At 57.8% G+C, this 18,363-nt stretch carries 20 protein-coding genes and 1 riboswitch; of the genes, 12 read left to right on the top strand and 8 right to left on the bottom strand.

Annotation, left to right across the window (positions count from 1 at the left end; all coding sequences use genetic code 11):
- Positions 1-33 precede the first annotated feature (33 nt).
- Positions 34-2,664 (bottom strand): PqiB family protein, encoded by a 2,631-nt coding sequence (locus tag ENGE1_RS05950; RefSeq protein ID WP_043083373.1) that lies wholly within the window; start codon positions 2,662-2,664, stop codon positions 34-36.
- A complete protein-coding gene (yebS, locus tag ENGE1_RS05945; RefSeq protein WP_043083375.1) occupies positions 2,633-3,916 on the bottom strand; it encodes a membrane integrity lipid transport subunit YebS in 1,284 nt (427 codons plus the stop codon). Before yebS ends, ENGE1_RS05950 begins: the two co-directional genes overlap by 32 nt.
- A gap of 131 nt (positions 3,917-4,047) precedes the next feature.
- Here yebS and ENGE1_RS05940 point away from each other — a divergent pair, with 131 nt between their 5' ends.
- The 5 genes from ENGE1_RS05940 to kdgR all read left to right on the top strand — a co-directional run bounded on the left by ENGE1_RS05940 (position 4,048) and on the right by kdgR (position 9,456).
- On the top strand, positions 4,048-4,545 hold the full coding sequence (locus tag ENGE1_RS05940; RefSeq protein ID WP_045289163.1) for a GAF domain-containing protein: 498 nt from the start codon (positions 4,048-4,050) through the stop codon (positions 4,543-4,545).
- A gap of 97 nt (positions 4,546-4,642) precedes the next feature.
- A complete protein-coding gene (gene proQ, locus ENGE1_RS05935; RefSeq protein ID WP_043083378.1) occupies positions 4,643-5,341 on the top strand; it encodes an RNA chaperone ProQ in 699 nt (232 codons plus the stop codon).
- A 19-nt stretch (positions 5,342-5,360) separates the two neighbouring features.
- Entirely contained in the window at positions 5,361-7,418 is a 2,058-nt protein-coding gene (prc, locus tag ENGE1_RS05930) for a carboxy terminal-processing peptidase (protein ID WP_048252909.1), read from the top strand.
- A 192-nt stretch (positions 7,419-7,610) separates the two neighbouring features.
- On the top strand, positions 7,611-8,492 hold the full coding sequence (gene htpX, locus ENGE1_RS05925; protein WP_048252910.1) for a protease HtpX: 882 nt from the start codon (positions 7,611-7,613) through the stop codon (positions 8,490-8,492).
- A 172-nt stretch (positions 8,493-8,664) separates the two neighbouring features.
- A complete protein-coding gene (kdgR, locus tag ENGE1_RS05920) occupies positions 8,665-9,456 on the top strand; it encodes a DNA-binding transcriptional regulator KdgR (protein ID WP_045289159.1) in 792 nt (263 codons plus the stop codon).
- 51 nt (positions 9,457-9,507) lie between these two features.
- Here kdgR and ENGE1_RS05915 read toward each other — a convergent pair whose 3' ends face one another.
- Positions 9,508-9,744, bottom strand: coding sequence for a YobH family protein (locus ENGE1_RS05915; RefSeq protein ID WP_043083384.1), 237 nt, complete (start codon positions 9,742-9,744; stop codon positions 9,508-9,510).
- On the opposite strand from ENGE1_RS05915, the gene ENGE1_RS28360 reads away from it, so the two are divergent.
- The 7 genes from ENGE1_RS28360 to rlmA all read left to right on the top strand — a co-directional run bounded on the left by ENGE1_RS28360 (position 9,739) and on the right by rlmA (position 14,145).
- Positions 9,739-9,906 carry a hypothetical protein gene (locus ENGE1_RS28360; RefSeq protein WP_155410492.1) on the top strand — a complete coding sequence of 56 codons (168 nt, stop codon included), beginning with the start codon at positions 9,739-9,741 and terminating at the stop codon, positions 9,904-9,906. The genes ENGE1_RS05915 and ENGE1_RS28360 overlap by 6 nt on opposite strands.
- Complete coding sequence (mgrB, locus tag ENGE1_RS05910; RefSeq protein ID WP_043083386.1) at positions 9,903-10,049, top strand: PhoP/PhoQ regulator MgrB; 147 nt, start codon at positions 9,903-9,905, stop codon at positions 10,047-10,049. Before ENGE1_RS28360 ends, mgrB begins: the two co-directional genes overlap by 4 nt.
- Positions 10,050-10,122: 73 nt before the next feature.
- Positions 10,123-10,416, top strand: coding sequence for a YebO family protein (locus ENGE1_RS05905; RefSeq protein WP_043083387.1), 294 nt, complete (start codon positions 10,123-10,125; stop codon positions 10,414-10,416).
- 566 nt (positions 10,417-10,982) lie between these two features.
- Positions 10,983-11,153 (top strand): DUF2627 domain-containing protein, encoded by a 171-nt coding sequence (locus ENGE1_RS26790; protein ID WP_071883376.1) that lies wholly within the window; start codon positions 10,983-10,985, stop codon positions 11,151-11,153.
- Positions 11,140-11,349, top strand: a complete 210-nt coding sequence (gene cspE / locus ENGE1_RS05900; RefSeq protein WP_001062678.1) for a transcription antiterminator/RNA stability regulator CspE — start codon at positions 11,140-11,142, stop codon at positions 11,347-11,349. The genes ENGE1_RS26790 and cspE overlap by 14 nt, the downstream gene beginning before the upstream one ends.
- A 206-nt stretch (positions 11,350-11,555) precedes the next feature.
- Entirely contained in the window at positions 11,556-13,289 is a 1,734-nt protein-coding gene (ftsI, locus tag ENGE1_RS05895; RefSeq protein ID WP_048252911.1) for a peptidoglycan glycosyltransferase FtsI, read from the top strand.
- Between the two features lie 61 nt (positions 13,290-13,350).
- On the top strand, positions 13,351-14,145 hold the full coding sequence (gene rlmA, locus ENGE1_RS05890) for a 23S rRNA (guanine(745)-N(1))-methyltransferase (RefSeq protein WP_048252912.1): 795 nt from the start codon (positions 13,351-13,353) through the stop codon (positions 14,143-14,145).
- On the opposite strand, the gene mntP is transcribed toward rlmA, so the two are convergent.
- The 5 genes from mntP to manX form a co-directional block, all read right to left on the bottom strand.
- A complete protein-coding gene (gene mntP, locus ENGE1_RS05885) occupies positions 14,142-14,708 on the bottom strand; it encodes a manganese efflux pump MntP (protein ID WP_048252913.1) in 567 nt (188 codons plus the stop codon). The two genes, rlmA and mntP, sit on opposite strands and share 4 nt — an antisense overlap.
- A gap of 9 nt (positions 14,709-14,717) precedes the next feature.
- Positions 14,718-14,907, bottom strand: a riboswitch (yybP-ykoY riboswitch).
- A gap of 198 nt (positions 14,908-15,105) precedes the next feature.
- The gene (locus tag ENGE1_RS05880; RefSeq protein WP_043083403.1) at positions 15,106-15,564 is read right to left on the bottom strand and encodes a DUF986 family protein; all 459 of its coding nucleotides are present in this window, start codon (positions 15,562-15,564) and stop codon (positions 15,106-15,108) included.
- 59 nt (positions 15,565-15,623) lie between these two features.
- On the bottom strand, positions 15,624-16,475 hold the full coding sequence (locus ENGE1_RS05875; protein ID WP_045289555.1) for a PTS mannose transporter subunit IID: 852 nt from the start codon (positions 16,473-16,475) through the stop codon (positions 15,624-15,626).
- A 12-nt stretch (positions 16,476-16,487) separates the two neighbouring features.
- Entirely contained in the window at positions 16,488-17,285 is a 798-nt protein-coding gene (locus ENGE1_RS05870) for a PTS mannose/fructose/sorbose transporter subunit IIC (protein ID WP_043083405.1), read from the bottom strand.
- Positions 17,286-17,343: 58 nt separating this feature from the next.
- Positions 17,344-18,309, bottom strand: a complete 966-nt coding sequence (gene manX, locus ENGE1_RS05865; RefSeq protein ID WP_048252914.1) for a PTS mannose transporter subunit IIAB — start codon at positions 18,307-18,309, stop codon at positions 17,344-17,346.
- Positions 18,310-18,363 lie beyond the last annotated feature (54 nt).

Here is an 18,363-nt window from a genome sequence, read left to right as displayed (position 1 = left end):
GACGCCGGCAGCAAGAAGCCGGCGTCGACGGGGCTAGCGCGGCAGGGCGGTACCCCAGGTGCGCCACTCTTTCGGTTCGGCATCCTGCAGCAGGAAGTGTTTCCCCTCCTGGGCCTTGGGGGCCAGCGGCGTGCCCGGCGGCGTGGCGAAGGCGATACCGCCGCGAATGAACTGATTGAAGGTGCCGGTTTTCACTACCCCACCGATGATGCCGAAGTCCAGCGAGTAGCCGGAGGCCAGCCAGAACACCGAGTTATTGCGCACCAGGTGCTGGTAGCGCTGGCTGATGCGCAGGGCAACCATCACGCGATCGGAGAGCGAGCCGAGCTGCAGGCCGGTTACCGTACCGACTTCGATGCCCCTGAACAGTACCGGCGTGCCGATGCTCAGCGAACCGGCTTCCGGCGCTTCGACCACGATGCTCAGGCCATCGAGATAGCGGGAGTCGGTAATGGTCGCTTCCTGCAGCTCAAAATCGCGTTTCGGCGCGCCCTTACGGCCCTGCTCGACGTTGATATAGGGCTGCAGCAGGGTATCCAGATGCTCGACCCCGGCGGCGGAGATCTGCGGCGTCACCACCGAGAAGCGCGTTCCGGCGCGGGCGAAGGTCTGGACATACTCCGGATAGAGTACCGCTTTGGCCTGCACCTCATTGCGGTTGGTGATAAGTTCCAGGCTCTGGACCTGGCCGATGTCGATCCCCAGATAGCGGATAGGCATCCCCGCCGCCAGCTTGCCGGCGTCAAAGGCGTGGAGCGTTATCTGCCCGCCGACGGCGCGCGCCGCGGTCTCTGACGGATAGAGAATGCGCTTATCGCCCTTGCGCTGGTTGGCGCCGCTGAGGCTGTCAAAGCTGATGGCGCCCTTCAGCGCGCGGGCGAGCGGCGAGGCCTGTACCGTCAGCCCGGCGCCGTTGAGCTGCACTTTCGCGCCGCCCTCGGCCCAGAAGACGCTGTCGGGCTTCAGCAGCTGGCGATACTCCGGCTTAATGTGCAGATCGATATCGAAGGCATTGGTCCGCGGACGGACGGTAATGACTTCACCCACCTCAAATTTGCGGTACAGCACCACCGAGCCCGCCTGCACGTCCGGCAGCGAGCTGGCCGTAAGCGTCAGGGTGGTGGTCGGCAGGTCGCCGATACTGTTCTCCAGCGCCTTCTCCAGATTGGCGTACAGCGGATAGGAATCCTTCATGGCGCCGCTCTTGCCCGGCAGAATGCGGATACCGCCGCTGAGCCACTCGCTGGCGCTGGCGCCGAGGAACTCGACGCCGTCGAGACCAACCTTAACGTCTACCCGGCTGTTGACCACGAACTTACTGTCGCCGTGGAGCAGATCCCGGTACTGCGGATCTATCGCCGCCGAGAACGTTACCCCGCTGGCGCCCAGCTTACGCTCAAGGATCTGGCCAACTTTGACGCCGTGCAGGATGATCGGCTGTCCGCCGTCAATGCCGTAGGAGTCCGGCGCGGTCAGCGTAAAGGTGATGACCCCCGGCTGCTGGAGCAGGGTTTTATCGGCCGGCACGACCACGAAATGGTCGCGCGGCTCGCCGTCGCCGGGCACCAGCTCAAAGGTGCTGCCGGTCAGCAGCGAGCTGAGGTTGGCGTTGTCCAGCGAGATCTTCGGATTGCGCAGCTCGATGCGGGTATTCTCCCGCAGCAGGCTGACGACGCTCGGATCGACGGTCATTTCGCCGGTTACCGTACCGCCGGGATTGAGGTTAACCTTGGTCAGTTGGCCGACTTCCAGACCCTGATACATCAGCGCGGTGGAACCCGCCTTCAGCCCATCGCCGCCCGGCAGATCGAGCTTCACTATCACCCCGCGCTGGCTGTGCGCCAGATCCTCATACAGCCCGAAATCGTCGTTCTGATCTGCCGGTTTAGAGTCCGCCGGCGAGTCAAAGGCGATGGCGCCGTTAACCAGCGCCGCCAGGCTTTCAAGCTGTACTTTCGCCCCGCCGAAGCCGACATCGGCCTTCACGCCAGACACGTTCCAGAAGCGGCTGCCTTTTTTCACCAGGTTAGTGAAGCGGCGTTCAATCAGCAGATCGATAGTCACGCCCTGGTGATTGGTGTTGATGGAGTAGTCATACACCCGGCCTACCGGGATCTTGCGGAAGTAGACCAGCGAACCGCTGCTCAGGGAGCCGAGGTCGGCCGCGTGCAGATGGATCATCAATTCGCCGTTATTGAGGTGGAAACGGGGCTGAGTATCCAGTGCCGTAAAGTGATCCTGCTCTTTACCTTCCCCGGGCATCATGCCGATATAGTTACCGCCCACCAGCGCATCAAGCCCCGAAACGCCTGCCAGAGAGGCTTTGGGCGTCACCAGCCAGAACTGCGTTTGATCGCGCAGCGCGTCCTTCATGCTGTTTTTAATGCTGACCTTAACCTCAATTTTATTGAGATCCTTGCTGAGGCTGATCTCCTGCACGGTGCCGACTTCCACGCCCTGATAGCGAACCGGAGTTCGGCCAGGGACGATGCCGTCAGCGGACATGAAGTCGATGGTGACGGTGGTGCCGCGATCCTCATAGGTGGTCCAGATTAGCCAGCCAGCAATCAGCAGAGCGATTATCGGCAGCAGCCAGAAAGGCGAAATACGGCGTTTGGTTTTAATTCGCGCTTCAGTCGGTGAAGCGGGCGTTTCCTGACTCATGTGCGTCCCAAAGTAAGCGGCTGTCCAGCCATTCAACAGCAAGAATAGTCAATATTACCGCTGCGCCGAAATAGAACGCGGCGGGCCCCATAGTAAAAGCAAGCAGCTGGTCGCGATTGATAAGCGACATCGTCAGCGCCATCACGAACAGGTCGAGCATTGACCAGCGGCCAATCCAGGTGACGATCCGCAGCAGCAGAATACGCGTTTTCAGCCCCTGTTCGCACTTAAAATGAATAGAGATAAGCAGCGTCAGCAGCACCAGCACTTTGGTAAACGGCACCAGGATACTGGCGATAAACACCACGGCGGCAACGGCGATATTGCTACTGGCAAGCGACATGATGCCGGAGAGGATCGTGTCGTCCTGGCGGGCGCCGTTCACGTAGATGATTGAGATAGGCAGCATGTTGGCCGGAAACAGAAAAATCAGCGAGGCGATGAGTGCGGCCCAGCTCTTCTGCAGGCTGTAGGGCTGGCGGTGGCGCAGCGGGATATGGCAGCGGCGGCAGCGGCCCCGGGCGTCGGCAAACCCCGTGTGATAGCAGCCAAGGCAGACCTGCAGGCCGGGGTCCGGACGCAGGGCAGGGCGCTGGGGATAGAAGCGGTCCCACAGCTGCTCAACGTTAAGGTGAATCAGGGTCAGAATACTCAGCAGCACCAGCGAGACGAAGGCAATCAGGCCGATGCCCGGCTGCAGGAAGGCGTAGTCCTGAACCTTGATAGAGGCGACGCCAATGCCCACCAGGTAAATATCGAGCATGACCCACTCTTTAAGCTTCTCCAGCATGATAAGGACCGGACGCAGGTTCATGCCGAGGATATTGCCGAGCCAGAGATAGGCAATCGCCATCACCAGCACCAGCGGCGCGCCGACCGTGCAGAAAAACACCATGGCGGCGGGGATAGGATCGCCCTGATCGGTCATCTGCCAGATCCCCTGCAGCAGGCTGGCGTTAAGCTGCATACCGAACAGATCCAGGTGCAGCAGCGGTTCGCTCCAGGCGAAGGGCATCAGCAGCAGCATGGTGATGGCCATGGCCCCGAGCCGGGTCAGCGACCAGTCGCGGCCGCTGCGAATTTTCGCATTGCAGCAGGGACAGCGCGCCAGCTGGTGCGTTTTCACCGGCGGCAGTCTGAACAGGGTGTCGCACTCCGGGCAGCGGTGATAGGCAGGCAGGGCGAGGGGTTCACGGATGGCGTGAATCGTAATTTTTTTACCCGGCGTTATTTGAGTCGCTCTTCGTGCCATTTAGTGGTTTTTAAAATGGATGTATAACGCTATCTTAACATGAATGAAATCAACTTGAGCCTACGCGTAATTAATGATTATTTTATTACGCTGTGTAGTGGTAGTTAACGACAGTAACAAGTGAATATAAAATGAGCAAAATAGCATTTTACGCGGAGCTTAACCGCGATTTTCAGGCATTAATGGCAGGTGAAACCAGTTTTTTAGCCACACTCTCTAATACCAGCGCGCTGCTCTACGAACGTCTGAGCGACGTCAACTGGGCGGGGTTTTATCTGCTCGAAGGGGATACGCTGGTACTGGGGCCGTTCCAGGGCAAAATTGCCTGCGTGCGCATTCCCGTCGGGCGCGGTGTGTGCGGTACCGCCGCCGCCAGCCGCAAGGTGCAGCGCGTCGATGACGTTCACGCCTTCGATGGCCACATCGCCTGCGATGCCGCCAGCAACGCTGAAATTGTGCTGCCGCTTGTCGTAAATGGGCAAGTCATTGGCGTTCTTGACATCGACAGCACCGCGTATTCGCGGTTTAGTGCTGAGGATGAGCAGGGGCTTTGCCAGCTGGTCAGCCAGCTTGAAGCGCTGCTTGCGGGGACCGATTATCATAAATTCTTTCAGCCTGTCGCAGGATAATCAACGGATAACGTAGCAATTACCGATGGCGTCATTATAATGGCGCCTGTTCATGCCTGCGGAAAGTTGGCTACGTCCGTTGTAATCAGGAAATTTCATGGAAAATCAACCTAAGTTGAATAGCAGTAAAGAAGTTATCGCTTTTCTGGCCGAACGCTTTCCCCACTGTTTTAGTGCTGAAGGCGAAGCGCGCCCGCTGAAAATTGGTATTTTTCAGGATCTGGTGGCGCGCGTTGAGGGTGAGATGAATCTCAGCAAAACTCAGCTGCGCTCTGCTTTACGTCTTTATACCTCCAGCTGGCGCTACCTGTACGGTATCAAAGCCGGCGCGACCCGCGTTGATCTGGACGGTAATGCCTGCGGCGAACTGGATGAACAGCACGTTCAGCATGCCCGCCAGCAGCTGGAAGAGGCCAAAGCCCGCGTGCAGGCCCAGCGCGCCGAGCAGCAGGCGAAGAGGCGTGAAGCCGCCGCTGCCGCCGGCGAGCAGGAAGGTGCGCCGCGTCGCGAGCGTAAACCGCGTCCGCAGCCGCGCCGCAAGCCTGAAGGCAGCGAGCAGCGCAAACCGCGCAACAGCGAGAGACCCGCCGCCGCCAAAGCGCCGCGTCCGGAACGTGAAGAGAAATTCACTCCGGTCTCAGATGTGTCCGAATTATCCGTTGGCCAGTCTCTGAAAGTAAAAGCGGGCAACAACGCAATGGATGCCACTGTACTGGAGATCACCAAAGATGGCGTTCGTGTACAGCTGACTTCTGGTATGTCAATGATTGTACGCGCAGAACATCTGGTGTTCTGAAACGGAGGCCGGGCCAGGCATGAACAGATTCTTTAAGGTCACCGCGCTCGCTGGCATGCTGTTAATGGCGGGCCAGTCTGTCGCGGTAGACAGCATTACCAATATTACTGAGGCTTCGCAAATTCCGGTCTTAAAGGAAGAGCCTCAGCACGCAACGGTAAGCGAGCGGGTAACGTCTCGCTTTACCCGTTCCCACTATCGTCAGTTCAGCCTCGACGAGGCGTTCTCGGCAAAGATTTTCGATCGCTACCTTAACCTGCTCGATTACAGCCACAACGTGCTGCTGGCAAGCGACGTTGCGCAGTATGAACCGCGCAAGAGCGAGGTTGGCGATGAGCTGCGCAGCGGCAAGCTTAACCTGTTTTACGACCTCTACAACCTCGCGCAGAAGCGCCGCTTTGAGCGCTATGAATACGCGCTGAAGGTGCTCGATCGCCCGATGGACTTTACCGGTAAAGACACCTTCAACCTCGACCGCAGAAAATCGCCGTGGCCGAAGGATGAGGCGGAGCTCAACGCTCTGTGGGACGGCAAGGTCAAATTTGACGAGCTGAGCCTGAAGCTGACCGGCAAAACGGACAAAGAGATCCGCGACACCCTCCAGCGCCGCTACAAGTTCGCCATCCGCCGCCTGGCGCAGACCAACAGCGAAGACGTGTTCTCGCTGGCGATGACCGCCTTTGCGCACGAAATCGACCCGCACACCAACTATCTTTCGCCGCGCAATACTGAACAGTTCAATACCGAGATGAGCCTCTCGCTTGAGGGGATCGGCGCGGTGCTGCAGATGGACGATGACTACACGGTGATCAACTCGCTGGTGGCCGGCGGTCCGGCGGCGAAAAGTAAAGCCATCAGCGTCGGCGATCGCATCGTCGGCGTAGGGCAGACCGGCAAGCCGATGGTGGATGTGATCGGCTGGCGGCTGGATGACGTGGTGGCGCTGATTAAAGGACCGAAAGGCAGCAAAGTTCGCCTCGAAGTGCTGCCGGCCGGCAAAGGCTCAAAAACTCGCTTCGTGACCCTGACCCGCGAGCGCATTCGCCTGGAAGACCGCGCCGTGAAGATGTCGGTGAAAACCGTCAACGGCGAGAAGGTCGGCGTACTCGATATTCCGGGCTTCTACGTCGGGCTGACCGATGACGTTAAGGCCCAGCTGCAGAAGCTGGAAAAACAGAACGTTCGCAGTATCGTTATCGACCTGCGCAGCAACGGCGGCGGCGCGCTGACCGAAGCGGTCTCCCTCTCCGGACTGTTTATTCCTTCCGGGCCGGTGGTGCAGGTGCGCGATAACAACGGCAAGGTGCGCGAAGACAGCGACACCGACGGCGTGGTTTACTACAAAGGCCCGCTGGTGGTGCTGGTTGACCGCTTCAGCGCCTCCGCGTCGGAAATTTTCGCCGCGGCAATGCAGGACTATGGCCGGGCGCTGATTGTCGGCGAGCCGACCTTTGGTAAAGGTACGGTACAGCAGTACCGCTCCCTGAACCGCATCTACGATCAGATGCTGCGCCCCGACTGGCCGGCGCTGGGTTCGGTGCAGTACACCATCCAGAAGTTCTACCGCATCAACGGCGGCAGCACGCAGCGTAAAGGCGTCACGCCGGATCTGCTGATGCCGACGGCGAGCGAAGATACGGAAACCGGCGAGAAGTATGAAGACAACGCCCTGCCGTGGGACAGCATCAATGCGGCGACCTACGTCAAGTCGGGCGATCTTAAGCCGTTCGAGCCGCAGCTGCTGAAGCTGCACAGCGACCGTATCGCCAAAGATCCGGAGTTCCAGTACATCATCAAAGATATCGCCCGCTTCAATGCCCTGAAGGCGCAGCGCAACGCGGTATCGCTCAACTACGCCCAGCGGCTGAAAGAGAACGATGAGGACGACGCAATCCGCCTGGCGCGTATCAATGACCGCTACAAGCGCGAAGGCAAGCCGCCGCTGAAGAAGCTGGATGATTTGCCGAAGGATTACAAAGAGCCGGATCCTTATCTTGATGAAACGGTCCATATCGCCCTCGACCTGGCGAACATGGAAAAAGCATCGCCGGCGGCGACGCCCGCTCCGGCGAAATAACCCGCAACAGGCACAAGAAATTGTGCCTGTTTTTTTTACCTCTGTTATTGCTGCGTCAGCGAGATGATACAAAGTGTAAAGTTGTGTTTTTCTCGTGACTTAGCGCCCTTCGATCGTTGAAAATCCCCGCCACGCCCATACGATTGGGTAATCGCATAGTGCGTTTTGTTAAATCGAGGTTAAAAGATAATTATGATGCGAATCGCGCTTTTCCTGGTGACCAACCTGGCGGTAATGGTCGTATTCGGGCTGGTACTGAGCCTGACGGGGATTCAGTCGAGCAGCGTAACGGGGCTGCTTATTATGGCGGCGCTGTTTGGTTTCGGCGGCTCTATTGTGTCGCTGCTGATGTCAAAATGGATGGCGCTGAAGTCGGTGGGCGGCGAGGTTATTGAGCAGCCGCGTAACGAAACCGAGCGCTGGCTGATGGATACCGTCGCCGCGCAGTCGCGCCAGGCGGGGATCGCCATGCCGCAGGTGGCCATCTACCATGCGCCGGATATCAACGCCTTTGCTACCGGCGCGCGGCGCGACGCCTCGCTGGTAGCGGTCAGCACCGGGCTTTTACAAAATATGAGCCGCGACGAGGCTGAGGCGGTTATTGCCCACGAAATCAGCCACGTCGCCAACGGCGACATGGTTACCATGACCCTGATTCAGGGCGTGGTGAACACCTTTGTTATCTTCATCTCGCGCATCATCGCGCAGCTGGCGGCCGGGTTTCTCGGCGGCAACCGCGACGAAGGGGAAAGCAGCAGCGGTAACCCGCTGATCTATTTCGCCGTGGCGACGGTGCTAGAGCTGGTGTTCGGGATTCTGGCGAGCATCATCGCCATGTGGTTCTCCCGCCACCGCGAATTCCACGCCGATGCCGGCTCCGCCCGCCTGGTGGGCCGCGAAAAGATGATTGCCGCCCTGCAGCGCCTGAAAACCAGCTACGAGCCGCAGGAAGAGAGCAGCATGATGGCGTTTTGCATCAACGGCAAATCTAAGTCGCTGAGCGAGCTGTTTATGACTCACCCGCCGCTGGATAAGCGCATTGAAGCCCTGCGCAGCGGCGAATATCTTAAATAAGCCCGCTGGTTTCCCGAGCGCCTCCCGTGAGGCGCTTTTTTTTGCCAAAAGAGCCTGTCAGTGTCGCATATTAGCGCTTTCAGAGGGCGACAGCCGTTGCGGCTGGCGGCGGGCGAAATTATAATAAAAACCAGTTCTGAATTTTATAAAACAAGATGCGGTGAGGTGATAAATGGCAGTCGCAGATTTAGATAAACAGCCTGATTCCGTCTCTTCTGTCCTGAAGGTCTTTGGCATTCTTCAGGCGCTGGGGGAAGAGCGCGAGATAGGAATTACCGAGCTGTCGCAGCGCGTCATGATGTCAAAAAGCACCGTGTACCGCTTTTTGCAGACAATGAAGTCGCTGGGCTATGTCGCCCAGGAGGGCGAATCAGAGAAGTACTCGCTGACCCTTAAGCTGTTCGAGCTGGGCGCAAGGGCGCTGCAGAATATCGATCTTATCCGCAGTGCGGACATCCAGATGCGTGAGCTGTCGCGGCTGACGAAAGAGACGATTCACCTTGGAGCGCTGGACGAAGACAGCATTGTCTACATCCACAAAATCGATTCGATGTATAACCTGCGCATGTACTCCCGCGTGGGTCGCCGCAATCCGCTTTACAGCACCGCCATCGGCAAAGTGCTGCTGGCGTGGCGCGATCGCGCCGAAGTGGAGCAGATCCTCTCTCAGGTGGAGTACAAGCGCAGCACTTCCCGCACCATCGTCAGCACGGCCGATCTTCTGCCGGTGCTGGATCGGGTGCGCGAACAGGGCTACGGGGAAGATAACGAAGAGCAGGAAGAGGGCCTGCGCTGCATCGGCGTGCCGGTTTTCGATCGCTTCGGCGTGGTGACGGCCGGGCTGAGTATCTCTTTCCCGACCCTGCGCTTTTCAGAGGAGCGTCTGCAGGAATACGTTGCCATGCTGCACACCGCGGCACGCAAAATCTCCGAGCAGATGGGATATAACGATTATCCTTTCTGAGGCGCCTGACGATAAAAAAACGCCGCTGCTGCGGCGTTTTGCCGTTCTGGTTCAGTCATCTACTACGGTCTGAACTTTGCGCAGGAGCGGGCAACTGCTGGTGCCGATGATCCCGCTATCGGAATGGACGTACTGCGCGGTGCTGGTGCCTCTGGCGGTGAGGTATTTGCACTGCAGGCCGAGGCCGGCCGCGTTCTGGTGGCTAGCGAACAGCACGCCGTAACCGCTCAGCAATAGCGCCAGCCAGGCGATGGCCAGCACAATAAGCGTACGAAGTAAGAAATGCATATCATCCTCAATACGGTGGTTTCATCTCTTCAGATTAAGGATGAGGTTGCTGAGGACAAGTTGATGATTCCTAAAGTTGAGCATGTTGTTTCTGGTGAGCTTAAGTTTAAGCTTCGCGTGCTATCTTTTGAATCAGTTACTGTTGCCCGGAGTATTGAGTGAAAAAATTACCGCGTATCATTCTGGTCGTCGTTCTGCTGATCGCCTGCCTGCTGCTGTGGACGCAGATGATCAACGTAATGTGCGATCAGGACGTTCAGTTTTTCAGCGGCATCTGCACGGTGAACAAGTTTATTCCGTGGTAGGTAATTTTTCACGGCGGTGATTTTCTTCTCCAGGCCGGGTGGTAGAATGGCACCTTCTATTTGAGGTGGTGAAATGGTTGATTTGATGAATTCCGGCATGTTGAATCTGGTCTCGCTGGCGGTCTTGCTGCTGGTTGCCGTCGTGGGGCTGATCGTCTGGTTTTTTGTGCATCGGGCAAGCTCGCGGGCCAATGAGCAAATCGAGCTGCTGGAAGCGCTGCTCGATCAGCAGAAGCGGCAAACCACGCTGCTGCGTCGCCTGTGCGAGGCAAACGAGCCGGAGCGTGAAGAGCCGGTGCAGGCGTCAAAAAAAGCGCAGCAGGATGACGAAGGGGATGATTTTATCCGCCTGGTGGCCGAGCGCTAAGTGAAAGGCTCCCGCTGGCGGTGCCGCCGGGAGCCTGGTCAGAACACTTTTATATAAAATATAGCGACAGCTTCTTTATAACCGCCATTCTCATCGCCGCACTTCACGCTTCCGGATTTAACATTTTGCCGCCGACTATCGTTTTTGGCGTCAGCGAAACGTTTTTATTGCCGCTTTAGCCATAAAATGTCATCAGTTCTTCATTATTTTCCAGTATTACTATTAATAAATGCAGGTGTTTATTGTCGGCAGCGACGAAACTAATCGTGAATTAATATGCGCATAGTTATGCAAAAAATATTCTAAGATTAGAAAATCATCTGGTACAACCTGTGATAACGTGGACGAACGGAACTTATTGAGCTATGGTAAAAAAGTTGCAGAATCCTTGTCGCGCGGTGCGCCGCCCGTGGGGCAAGGGCGCTGTTAACACGCATAATTGCGCAGCCGGCCACTTTCGTATGTGTGATTTGTGCGACCGATCGAGACATATTTAAAAATGGCTTGCGATCGTAAACATTGTGTGTGATAACACGTTTTGGGTTAAACGAGGTACAGTTCTGTTTATGTGTGGCATTATCAGTAAAGAAGTTCTGAGTAAACACGTTGTCGTTGAATACCGCTTCTCTGCCGAACCTTTTATTAGTGCCTCATGCAGTCATGTCTCTGTTTTAGCTATGTATGCGCCCGCGGGCAAAGAAAACATTCAAAGGAATTTTGCAAATGGCAAAGATTAAAGGTCAGGTTAAGTGGTTCAACGAGTCTAAAGGTTTTGGCTTCATTACTCCGGCTGACGGCAGCAAAGACGTGTTCGTACACTTCTCTGCCATCCAGGGTAATGGCTTCAAAACTCTGGCTGAAGGCCAGAACGTTGAATTCGAAATCCAGGACGGCCAGAAAGGCCCGGCAGCTGTTAACGTAACGGCTATCTGATTCGAATCCACTGAGTCAATTTGACATCAGCCATAAAGCCTCGCTAAACGCGGGGCTTTTTATTATCCGTTGCAAACTGTGTCTGTGTTTCCCGCCTGTTGCGCTTTGTTGCAAAATTGCCGTGTTATTAGCATTGTTTAGCACCTCTTGCCTCGTTTTTTCGCGTTAAATCATCGGGTTGTAATCATAAAAATCCGGGAGCCGGAGTGCAAAACCATCGCTTTAACTTTCCCCCCGTCCGCTTTGGACTACTTTGTATTGCTATTCTCTGCTGCCTGGGCCTGCTGCTGGCCCGCGTCGGCTGGCTGCAGATCGTGGCGCCGGACAATCTGGTGAAGCAGGAGGATATGCGCTCCCTGCGCGAAGAGCCTATTGACGTGCCCAGGGGCATGATCACCGACCGCGAGGGCAGGCCGCTGGCGGTCAGCGTTCCGGTTAATGCGGTATGGGTCGATCCGCAAACCCTGCTATCAAAGGGCGGCGTGGGCTTCGACGCGCGCTGGCGGGCGCTGGCCGAGACGCTGCACCTGTCGCTGAGCGATCTGCAGGCGCGCATTGGCCAGCATCCCCACGGCCGCTTCCTCTACCTGGCCCGCCAGGTCGATCCCCAGCAGGCCGCGTGGATTAATAAGCTGCACCTGCCCGGTATCAATCTCAGAGAAGAGTCCCGGCGCTTCTATCCCGCCGGTCACGTCGCGGCCAACCTGATCGGTTTTACCAATATCGACGATCAGGGTATCGAAGGCGTCGAAAAAAGCTTCAACGCCCAGCTGCAGGGCAAGCCGGGCCTGCGGCGGGTGCGCAAGGACCGCTACGGGCGGGTGATTGAAAATCTGACCGAAATCGCCCCGGTGCCGGCGCATAATTTGCAGCTCAGTATCGACGAGCGCCTGCAGACCGTTACCGAGGATGCGCTGGACAATGCCGTACGCTGGAATAAAGCCGACGCCGGCGCCGCGGTGCTGATTAAAATCGACACCGGCGAGATCCTGTCGATGGCAAGCTATCCCGACTTCAATCCTAACAATCGCGAAAATGCCACGCTCGATGATTTCCGCAACCGGGCCATCAGCGACACCTTCGAGCCAGGCTCCACCGTTAAGCCGATGGTTATCATGACCGCCCTGCAGCAGGGCATTGTGCAGCCGGACAGCGTGGTCGATACCCATCCCTACATGCTCGACGGCCACCGCATTCGTGACGTCGGCTACTATCCGGAGCTGACCCTGACCGGCATTCTGCAAAAATCGAGTGATACCGGCGTGTCGCGCCTGTCGCTGGCGATGCCCATCCAGCGGCTGCTCGACACTTACCGGGCCTTCGGTTTCGGCCAGCCGACGGGGCTGGGGCTGACCGGCGAAAGTCAGGGCTTCCTGCCCGAACGCCGCTTCTGGAGCCAGCTGGACAGAGCCACCTTCGCCTTTGGCTACGGTTTGATGGTCACGCCCCTGCAGCTTGCCCACGTCTATGCCACCATCGGCGGCTACGGCGTTTCCCGCCCGCTGTCGATAACCCGGATCGATCCGCCGGTGGTGGGGCACCAGGTGATGTCGCCCGCCATTGTCCACCAGGTTGAGCATATGCTGGAGAGCGTGGCTCTGCCGGGCGGCGGCGGCATTAAAGCCGCGGTACGCGACTATCGCGTGGCGGTAAAAACCGGGACTGCCAAAAAAATTGGTCCGGACGGTAAATACGTGAACAAATATATTGCCTACACGGCGGGCGTGGCGCCGGCCAGCAGGCCGCAGTTTGCGCTGGCGGTGGTGATCAATAATCCGCAGAACGGCGACTATTACGGCGGCGCCGTGTCGGCGCCGGTATTCAGCCAGATCATGGGCGACGTGCTGCGCCTCGAAAATGTGCTGCCCGACGGCATCGCGCCCGGCTCCGATAACCTTATCGTCATGCACCGCAGCGGTGAAGGGGCCCCGGCGCTGTAGCGGTTTCACCGGAGGGCGAATAGCGGTACACTTTCGCCCTTTGCATCCTACCGGAGTTTCCATGTCCTGGAGTTGTCCCCTCTGCCACGCGCCGCTCACCCGGCAGCAAAATAGCTATCACTGCCCGCAGCGCCATCAGTTTGATGTCGCGAAGGAGGGGTACGTTAACCTGCTGCCGGTGCAGCACAAGCGCTCGAGGGATCCGGGTGACAGCCCGGAGATGATGCAGGCCCGGCGCGCCTTTCTCGACGCCGGGCACTATCGTCCGCTGCGCGACGCCGTTTGCGGTATTTTACAGGAGGCCGGCGCGCGGCAGATCCTCGACATCGGCTGCGGCGAGGGGTACTACACCCACGCCTTCGCCGCCATCGCTCCCCGGACCTTTGGCCTTGACGTCGCGAAAGTGGCCGTCCGCTACGGCGCTAAGCGCTATCCGCAGGTGCAGTTCTGCGTCGCCTCCAGCCAGCGGCTGCCTTTTGAGGACGCCTGCATGGATGCCGTGGTGCGCATCTACGCCCCCTGCAACCCGCAGGAGCTGGAGCGGGTGGTGAAGCCCGGTGGTCTGGTCATTACCGTCACGCCGGGACCGCGGCATCTGATGGAGCTGAAGGGGCTGATTTACGATGAGATCCGCCTGCACGACGAAAACCGGGAGCAGCTGGCGGGATTTGCGCGCGTCGCGCAGCAGGCGCTGGCGTATCCGATGCAGCTGAGCGGTAAGGAAGCGGTGGCGCTACTGCAGATGACGCCGTTTGCGTGGCGGGCCAAGCCGCAGGTGTGGGAAGGTCTGACTCAGCAGGAACATTTTGCCTGCCAGACCGACTTTCTGATCCAGGTCTGGCAGCGGGAGGGTTAGCCGGCGAAGTGGCTCCAGAGGATCTGCACGCCGATGCCGATCAGCACGATACCGCCGAGAATTTCGGCCCGCTTGCCGAGCAGCGGGCCAATAAAGCGCCCGACCATAATGCCCAGCGTGGTCATGATAAGCGTGGCGCAGCCGATGGTCAGCGCGGTGAGAATGATATTGACCTGCAGAAAAGCGAGGCCGACGCCGACGGCCATCGCGTCAAGGCTGGTGGCGATGGCGGTTGTCACCAGCAGCCAGAAGCCGTGGCGGCGGGGCGGCGTTTGCTCTTCATCATCATCGGCGCGCCAGCCTTCAATCAGCATCCGGCCGCCGAGAAATACCAGCAGCGCAAAGGCAATCCAGTGATTCCACGCCAGCACGAACTGGCTGGCGAGCATCCCCAGCGCCCAGCCGATCAGCGGCGTCGTCGCTTCAACCGCGCCGAAAATGAGTCCGGTGCGCAGGGCTTCAGAGAATTTGGGTTTATGCAGCGCAGCCCCTTTGCTGATGGAGACGGCGAACGCGTCCATCGACATTCCAAAGGCAAGAAGCAGGGTAGCTGAGAGGTTCATGGCATATCCAGACCGGGGAAATATCCATACGACACACCGCTGCCCCCAGTAAATATACGCCCGCTCAGGCGTAATGCGGCAGTGTGTCTATGGTCTCGCCTGACTGTCAGTGACAGTCCGTACGCGCCACGTTTTGCAACGAGTATGTTGACGCGTACATCTCCGGTGTGGAAATCGGCTACTCCCCAACGACGAGCGCAACCTTAACATAATTTTAGAATATAAAACAATGTTCAAGGGATATTATTTATTTCTCTAATTGATAACGATTTTCATTTAAAAATAATGGTAATAAAAACGTTAATAAATATGAGGGATCAGGTCGGGTAATATAGCCCGTGCTATATTATAAACTGTATAAAACAGCGGCAAATATAGCACAAGGTATGTTTGTAACTCATTGAGTTGAAATGAGTAATTTATAAATTCTTTCCAGATCGTTTATATTCCGTACGCGGATAAGCAGCCGCCTCTGTTCTAATTGCATTACCAGCACGCCGTCTTCAGATAAATTCATAGCTTTAATCCGGGAATAGGCAATCCATGCTCCGGCGAAAAACAGGCCGCTGGATTTAAAGACAATCTTCGGGATGCGGATCCAGAACAGATAAAGTCCCATCAGGGCCAGCGCACATAATAACCACGTGGTGATCGGCTGACCGCGGTTGACGATGTTCTGCCAGATAAGAATGGCCACCAGGCCGACAAAAATAATGCCGTCCACCCGGCCGCGGCGCAGCAGGGGCGTGGCCAGCAGCACCGGGCCTTTAAGGCGCGGCAGGATGAACTGATCGTAGATGGCGAATGCCAGCAGGGCGGCGATAAAGGCTATCAGCAGCCAGTCGGTAAGCGACATAGGGCCTCCGGAAATAAAAAAGCCGGGAGCATTTGCCCCCGGCGGATACGGATGTGTGATTACAGGCCCAGCAGGCCGACGGCGTAGCCGGCGATACCGATGACGAAGAAGCCCACGATGATCCACAGCGGGTTGACTTTCTTGCGCAGCAGCCACATGCAGGCAAAGGTCAGCAGCAGCGGCACCAGGCCCGGCATCAGCTGGTCGAGGATAGTCTGTACGGTGGTGACGCGGGTCTGGCCATCCTGACCGGTGATAGTGGAAACCACCAGCGGGATGTTAACGTGCGTCCACTTGTTGACCAGCGCCCCCATGACGAAGAGGCCGAGAATCGACGCCCCCTCCGTCAGCTTCTGCAGGAAGCCGCCGCCCATATCGGAAACGATATCGACCCCTTTGCGGTAGCCGTAGGCCACGCCGTAGTAGCGGGTCGCCAGGCGCACAAGGTTAAACAGGATAAAGAACAGCAGCGGGCCGAGCAGGCTGCCGCTCATGGCAATCCCCGCGCCGAGGGCGGCGAAGACCGGACGCACCGTGCCCCAGAAAATTGGGTCGCCGACGCCCGCCAGCGGGCCCATCAGGCCGACTTTGATGCCGTTGATGGCGCCGTCGTCGATCTCCGCGCCGTTGGCGCGCTGCTCTTCCATCGCCAGCGTTACGCCGAGCACCGGCGCCGCAACGTAAGGATGGGTGTTAAAGAACTCCAGGTGGCGCTTGATAGCCTGACGGCGCGCTTCGTTGTTCTCCGGATAGAGGCGCTTAATCGCCGGGACCATTGAGAAGCAGAAGCCCAGCGCCTGCATACGTTCAAAGTTCCACGAGCCCTGAAACAGGTTGGAGCGGATGAACACGCCGCGAATATCGCCCGGAGTGAGTTTTTTCACCGAGGTAGTTTTAGTCATATCAACCATGTTGCTCACCCGTTAGTCCAGTTGGTTGTCGAGATCGTTAGCAGCAGCCTGCGCCGGGGCACCCGCCACGCGGTTGTATTTCGGGCTCAGCTGGATGTAGAGAATGGCCATAACGGCACCAATCACGCCCAGACCGACCAGGTTAAAGTTGGTGAAGGCGGCGGTCACGAAGCCCAGGTAGAAGAACGGCATCAGGTAGCCCGCGCGCATCATGTTGATGACCATCGCGTAACCGACCACCACGATCATGCCGCCGGCGATGTTCAGACCGCTGGTTACCACTTCCGGAATGGCGTTGAGCATGTTCTGCACTTCGCTGGTGCCGACGGAGACAGCCACGATGACTGCCGGGATGGCGATACGCATAGCCTGCAGGAACAGCGAGGAGACGTGCAGCCAGGAAAGGGTCGTGAGGTTGCCTTTCTCCGCTGCCTTATCCGCCGCGTGCTGGAATGCCACGGTGATGGTGCGCACGATGATAGTCAGTACCTGACCGGCCGCCGCCAGCGGGATAGCCAGCGCGATACCTGCGCCGATGCTCTGGTGTCCGGCGATGACCAGCACGGTTGAAATGATGGAGGCGAGGGCGGCATCCGGCGCAACGGCGGCACCGATGTTCATCCAGCCAAGGGCAATCATCTCCAGCGTACCGCCGATGATGATGCCGGTTTTCATATCGCCGAGTACGGCACCGATTAAGGTACACGCCACCAGCGGACGGTGAAACTGAAATTCATCGAGTACGGATTCCATACCCGCGATACACGCGACGACGAACACCAGCACAATCTGAAGAGTGGTAATCTCCATTGTACTTCTCCTGTAACGTAAGACTTAACGATGAGTAATCAAAACCCGCCAGGCTGCTTTATTTTTCAACCTTAGCGATCAGGTCCATCATTTTGAGTTTTTGATCGGTAGAGACTTTCCGCGCCTCAAGCTCAATACCGCGAGCGTTCAGCTTCCGGAAGGCTTCAATGTCTTTCTGGTCAACGGAAATCGCGTTATTGACCTGGGTTTTACCCTGGTGGAAGGCCATGCCGCCGATGTTCACGGAGGTGATTTTCACACCCTGTTCCACGATGCGCTCAACGTCCGTCGGGTTAGTGAACAGCAGCATCACGCGCTCGCCGGCGTACTGCGGGTTGTTGTAGACGCGGATCATTTTGGCAATATCGACCACGTGGGCGGTGACGCCCGGCGGTGCGACCTGAGTGAGCAGCGTTTTGCGCACCTTGTCGGCGGCGACTTCGTCGCTGACGACGATGATGCGCGAAACGTTGGTCTCTTTGGTCCAGCGGGTCGCCACCTGGCCGTGGATCAGGCGGTCGTCGATGCGCGCCAGGCCAATAACCATATAGTCATTCGGGCCCATCGGTCTGGCGGGGGCCGCCGCTTTCGGCGCGGCGGGTGCTGCCGGGGCCGCTTTCTCTGCGGGCTTCGCTTTCAGCGCTTTTACGCCTTCGCGTCCGGTCTCAACCGCCAGCGCCACCAGTTCGTCGAAGCTGGGGTTATCATCGCGGCCCATGAAGGTCTCAACCAGCATCGGGATGTTGACGCCGGCGACCACTTCATAGTTCTCTTTATCGACGACCATCCGGCTTGCGGCGTTGAACGGGCTACCGCCCCAGGTATCGACCAGAAACAGCACGCCTTTGCTGGTATCCAGTTTCTCCAGCTGTGCGGTGTACTTCTCGATCAGCGTCTCCGCATTCTCGCCGGGAACGAAGTCGATCCAGCCGACGTTTTCCTGCTCGCCGAGGAGCATTTCAGCTGTTTTCAGCAGCTGTTCTGCCGCCCAACCATGTGTGCCTATTACAATAGCAATCGTCACTTGCTACCTCCTTTATTATCGTGACATCCGTCAGGCGGATGTATCATGAACCGA

The organism is Pluralibacter gergoviae ATCC 33028 = NBRC 105706 (assembly GCF_001598855.1).
GTDB classification, from domain to species: Bacteria; Pseudomonadota; Gammaproteobacteria; order Enterobacterales; family Enterobacteriaceae; genus Pluralibacter; species Pluralibacter gergoviae.
This window is presented reverse-complemented; position numbering and strand designations above follow the sequence as displayed.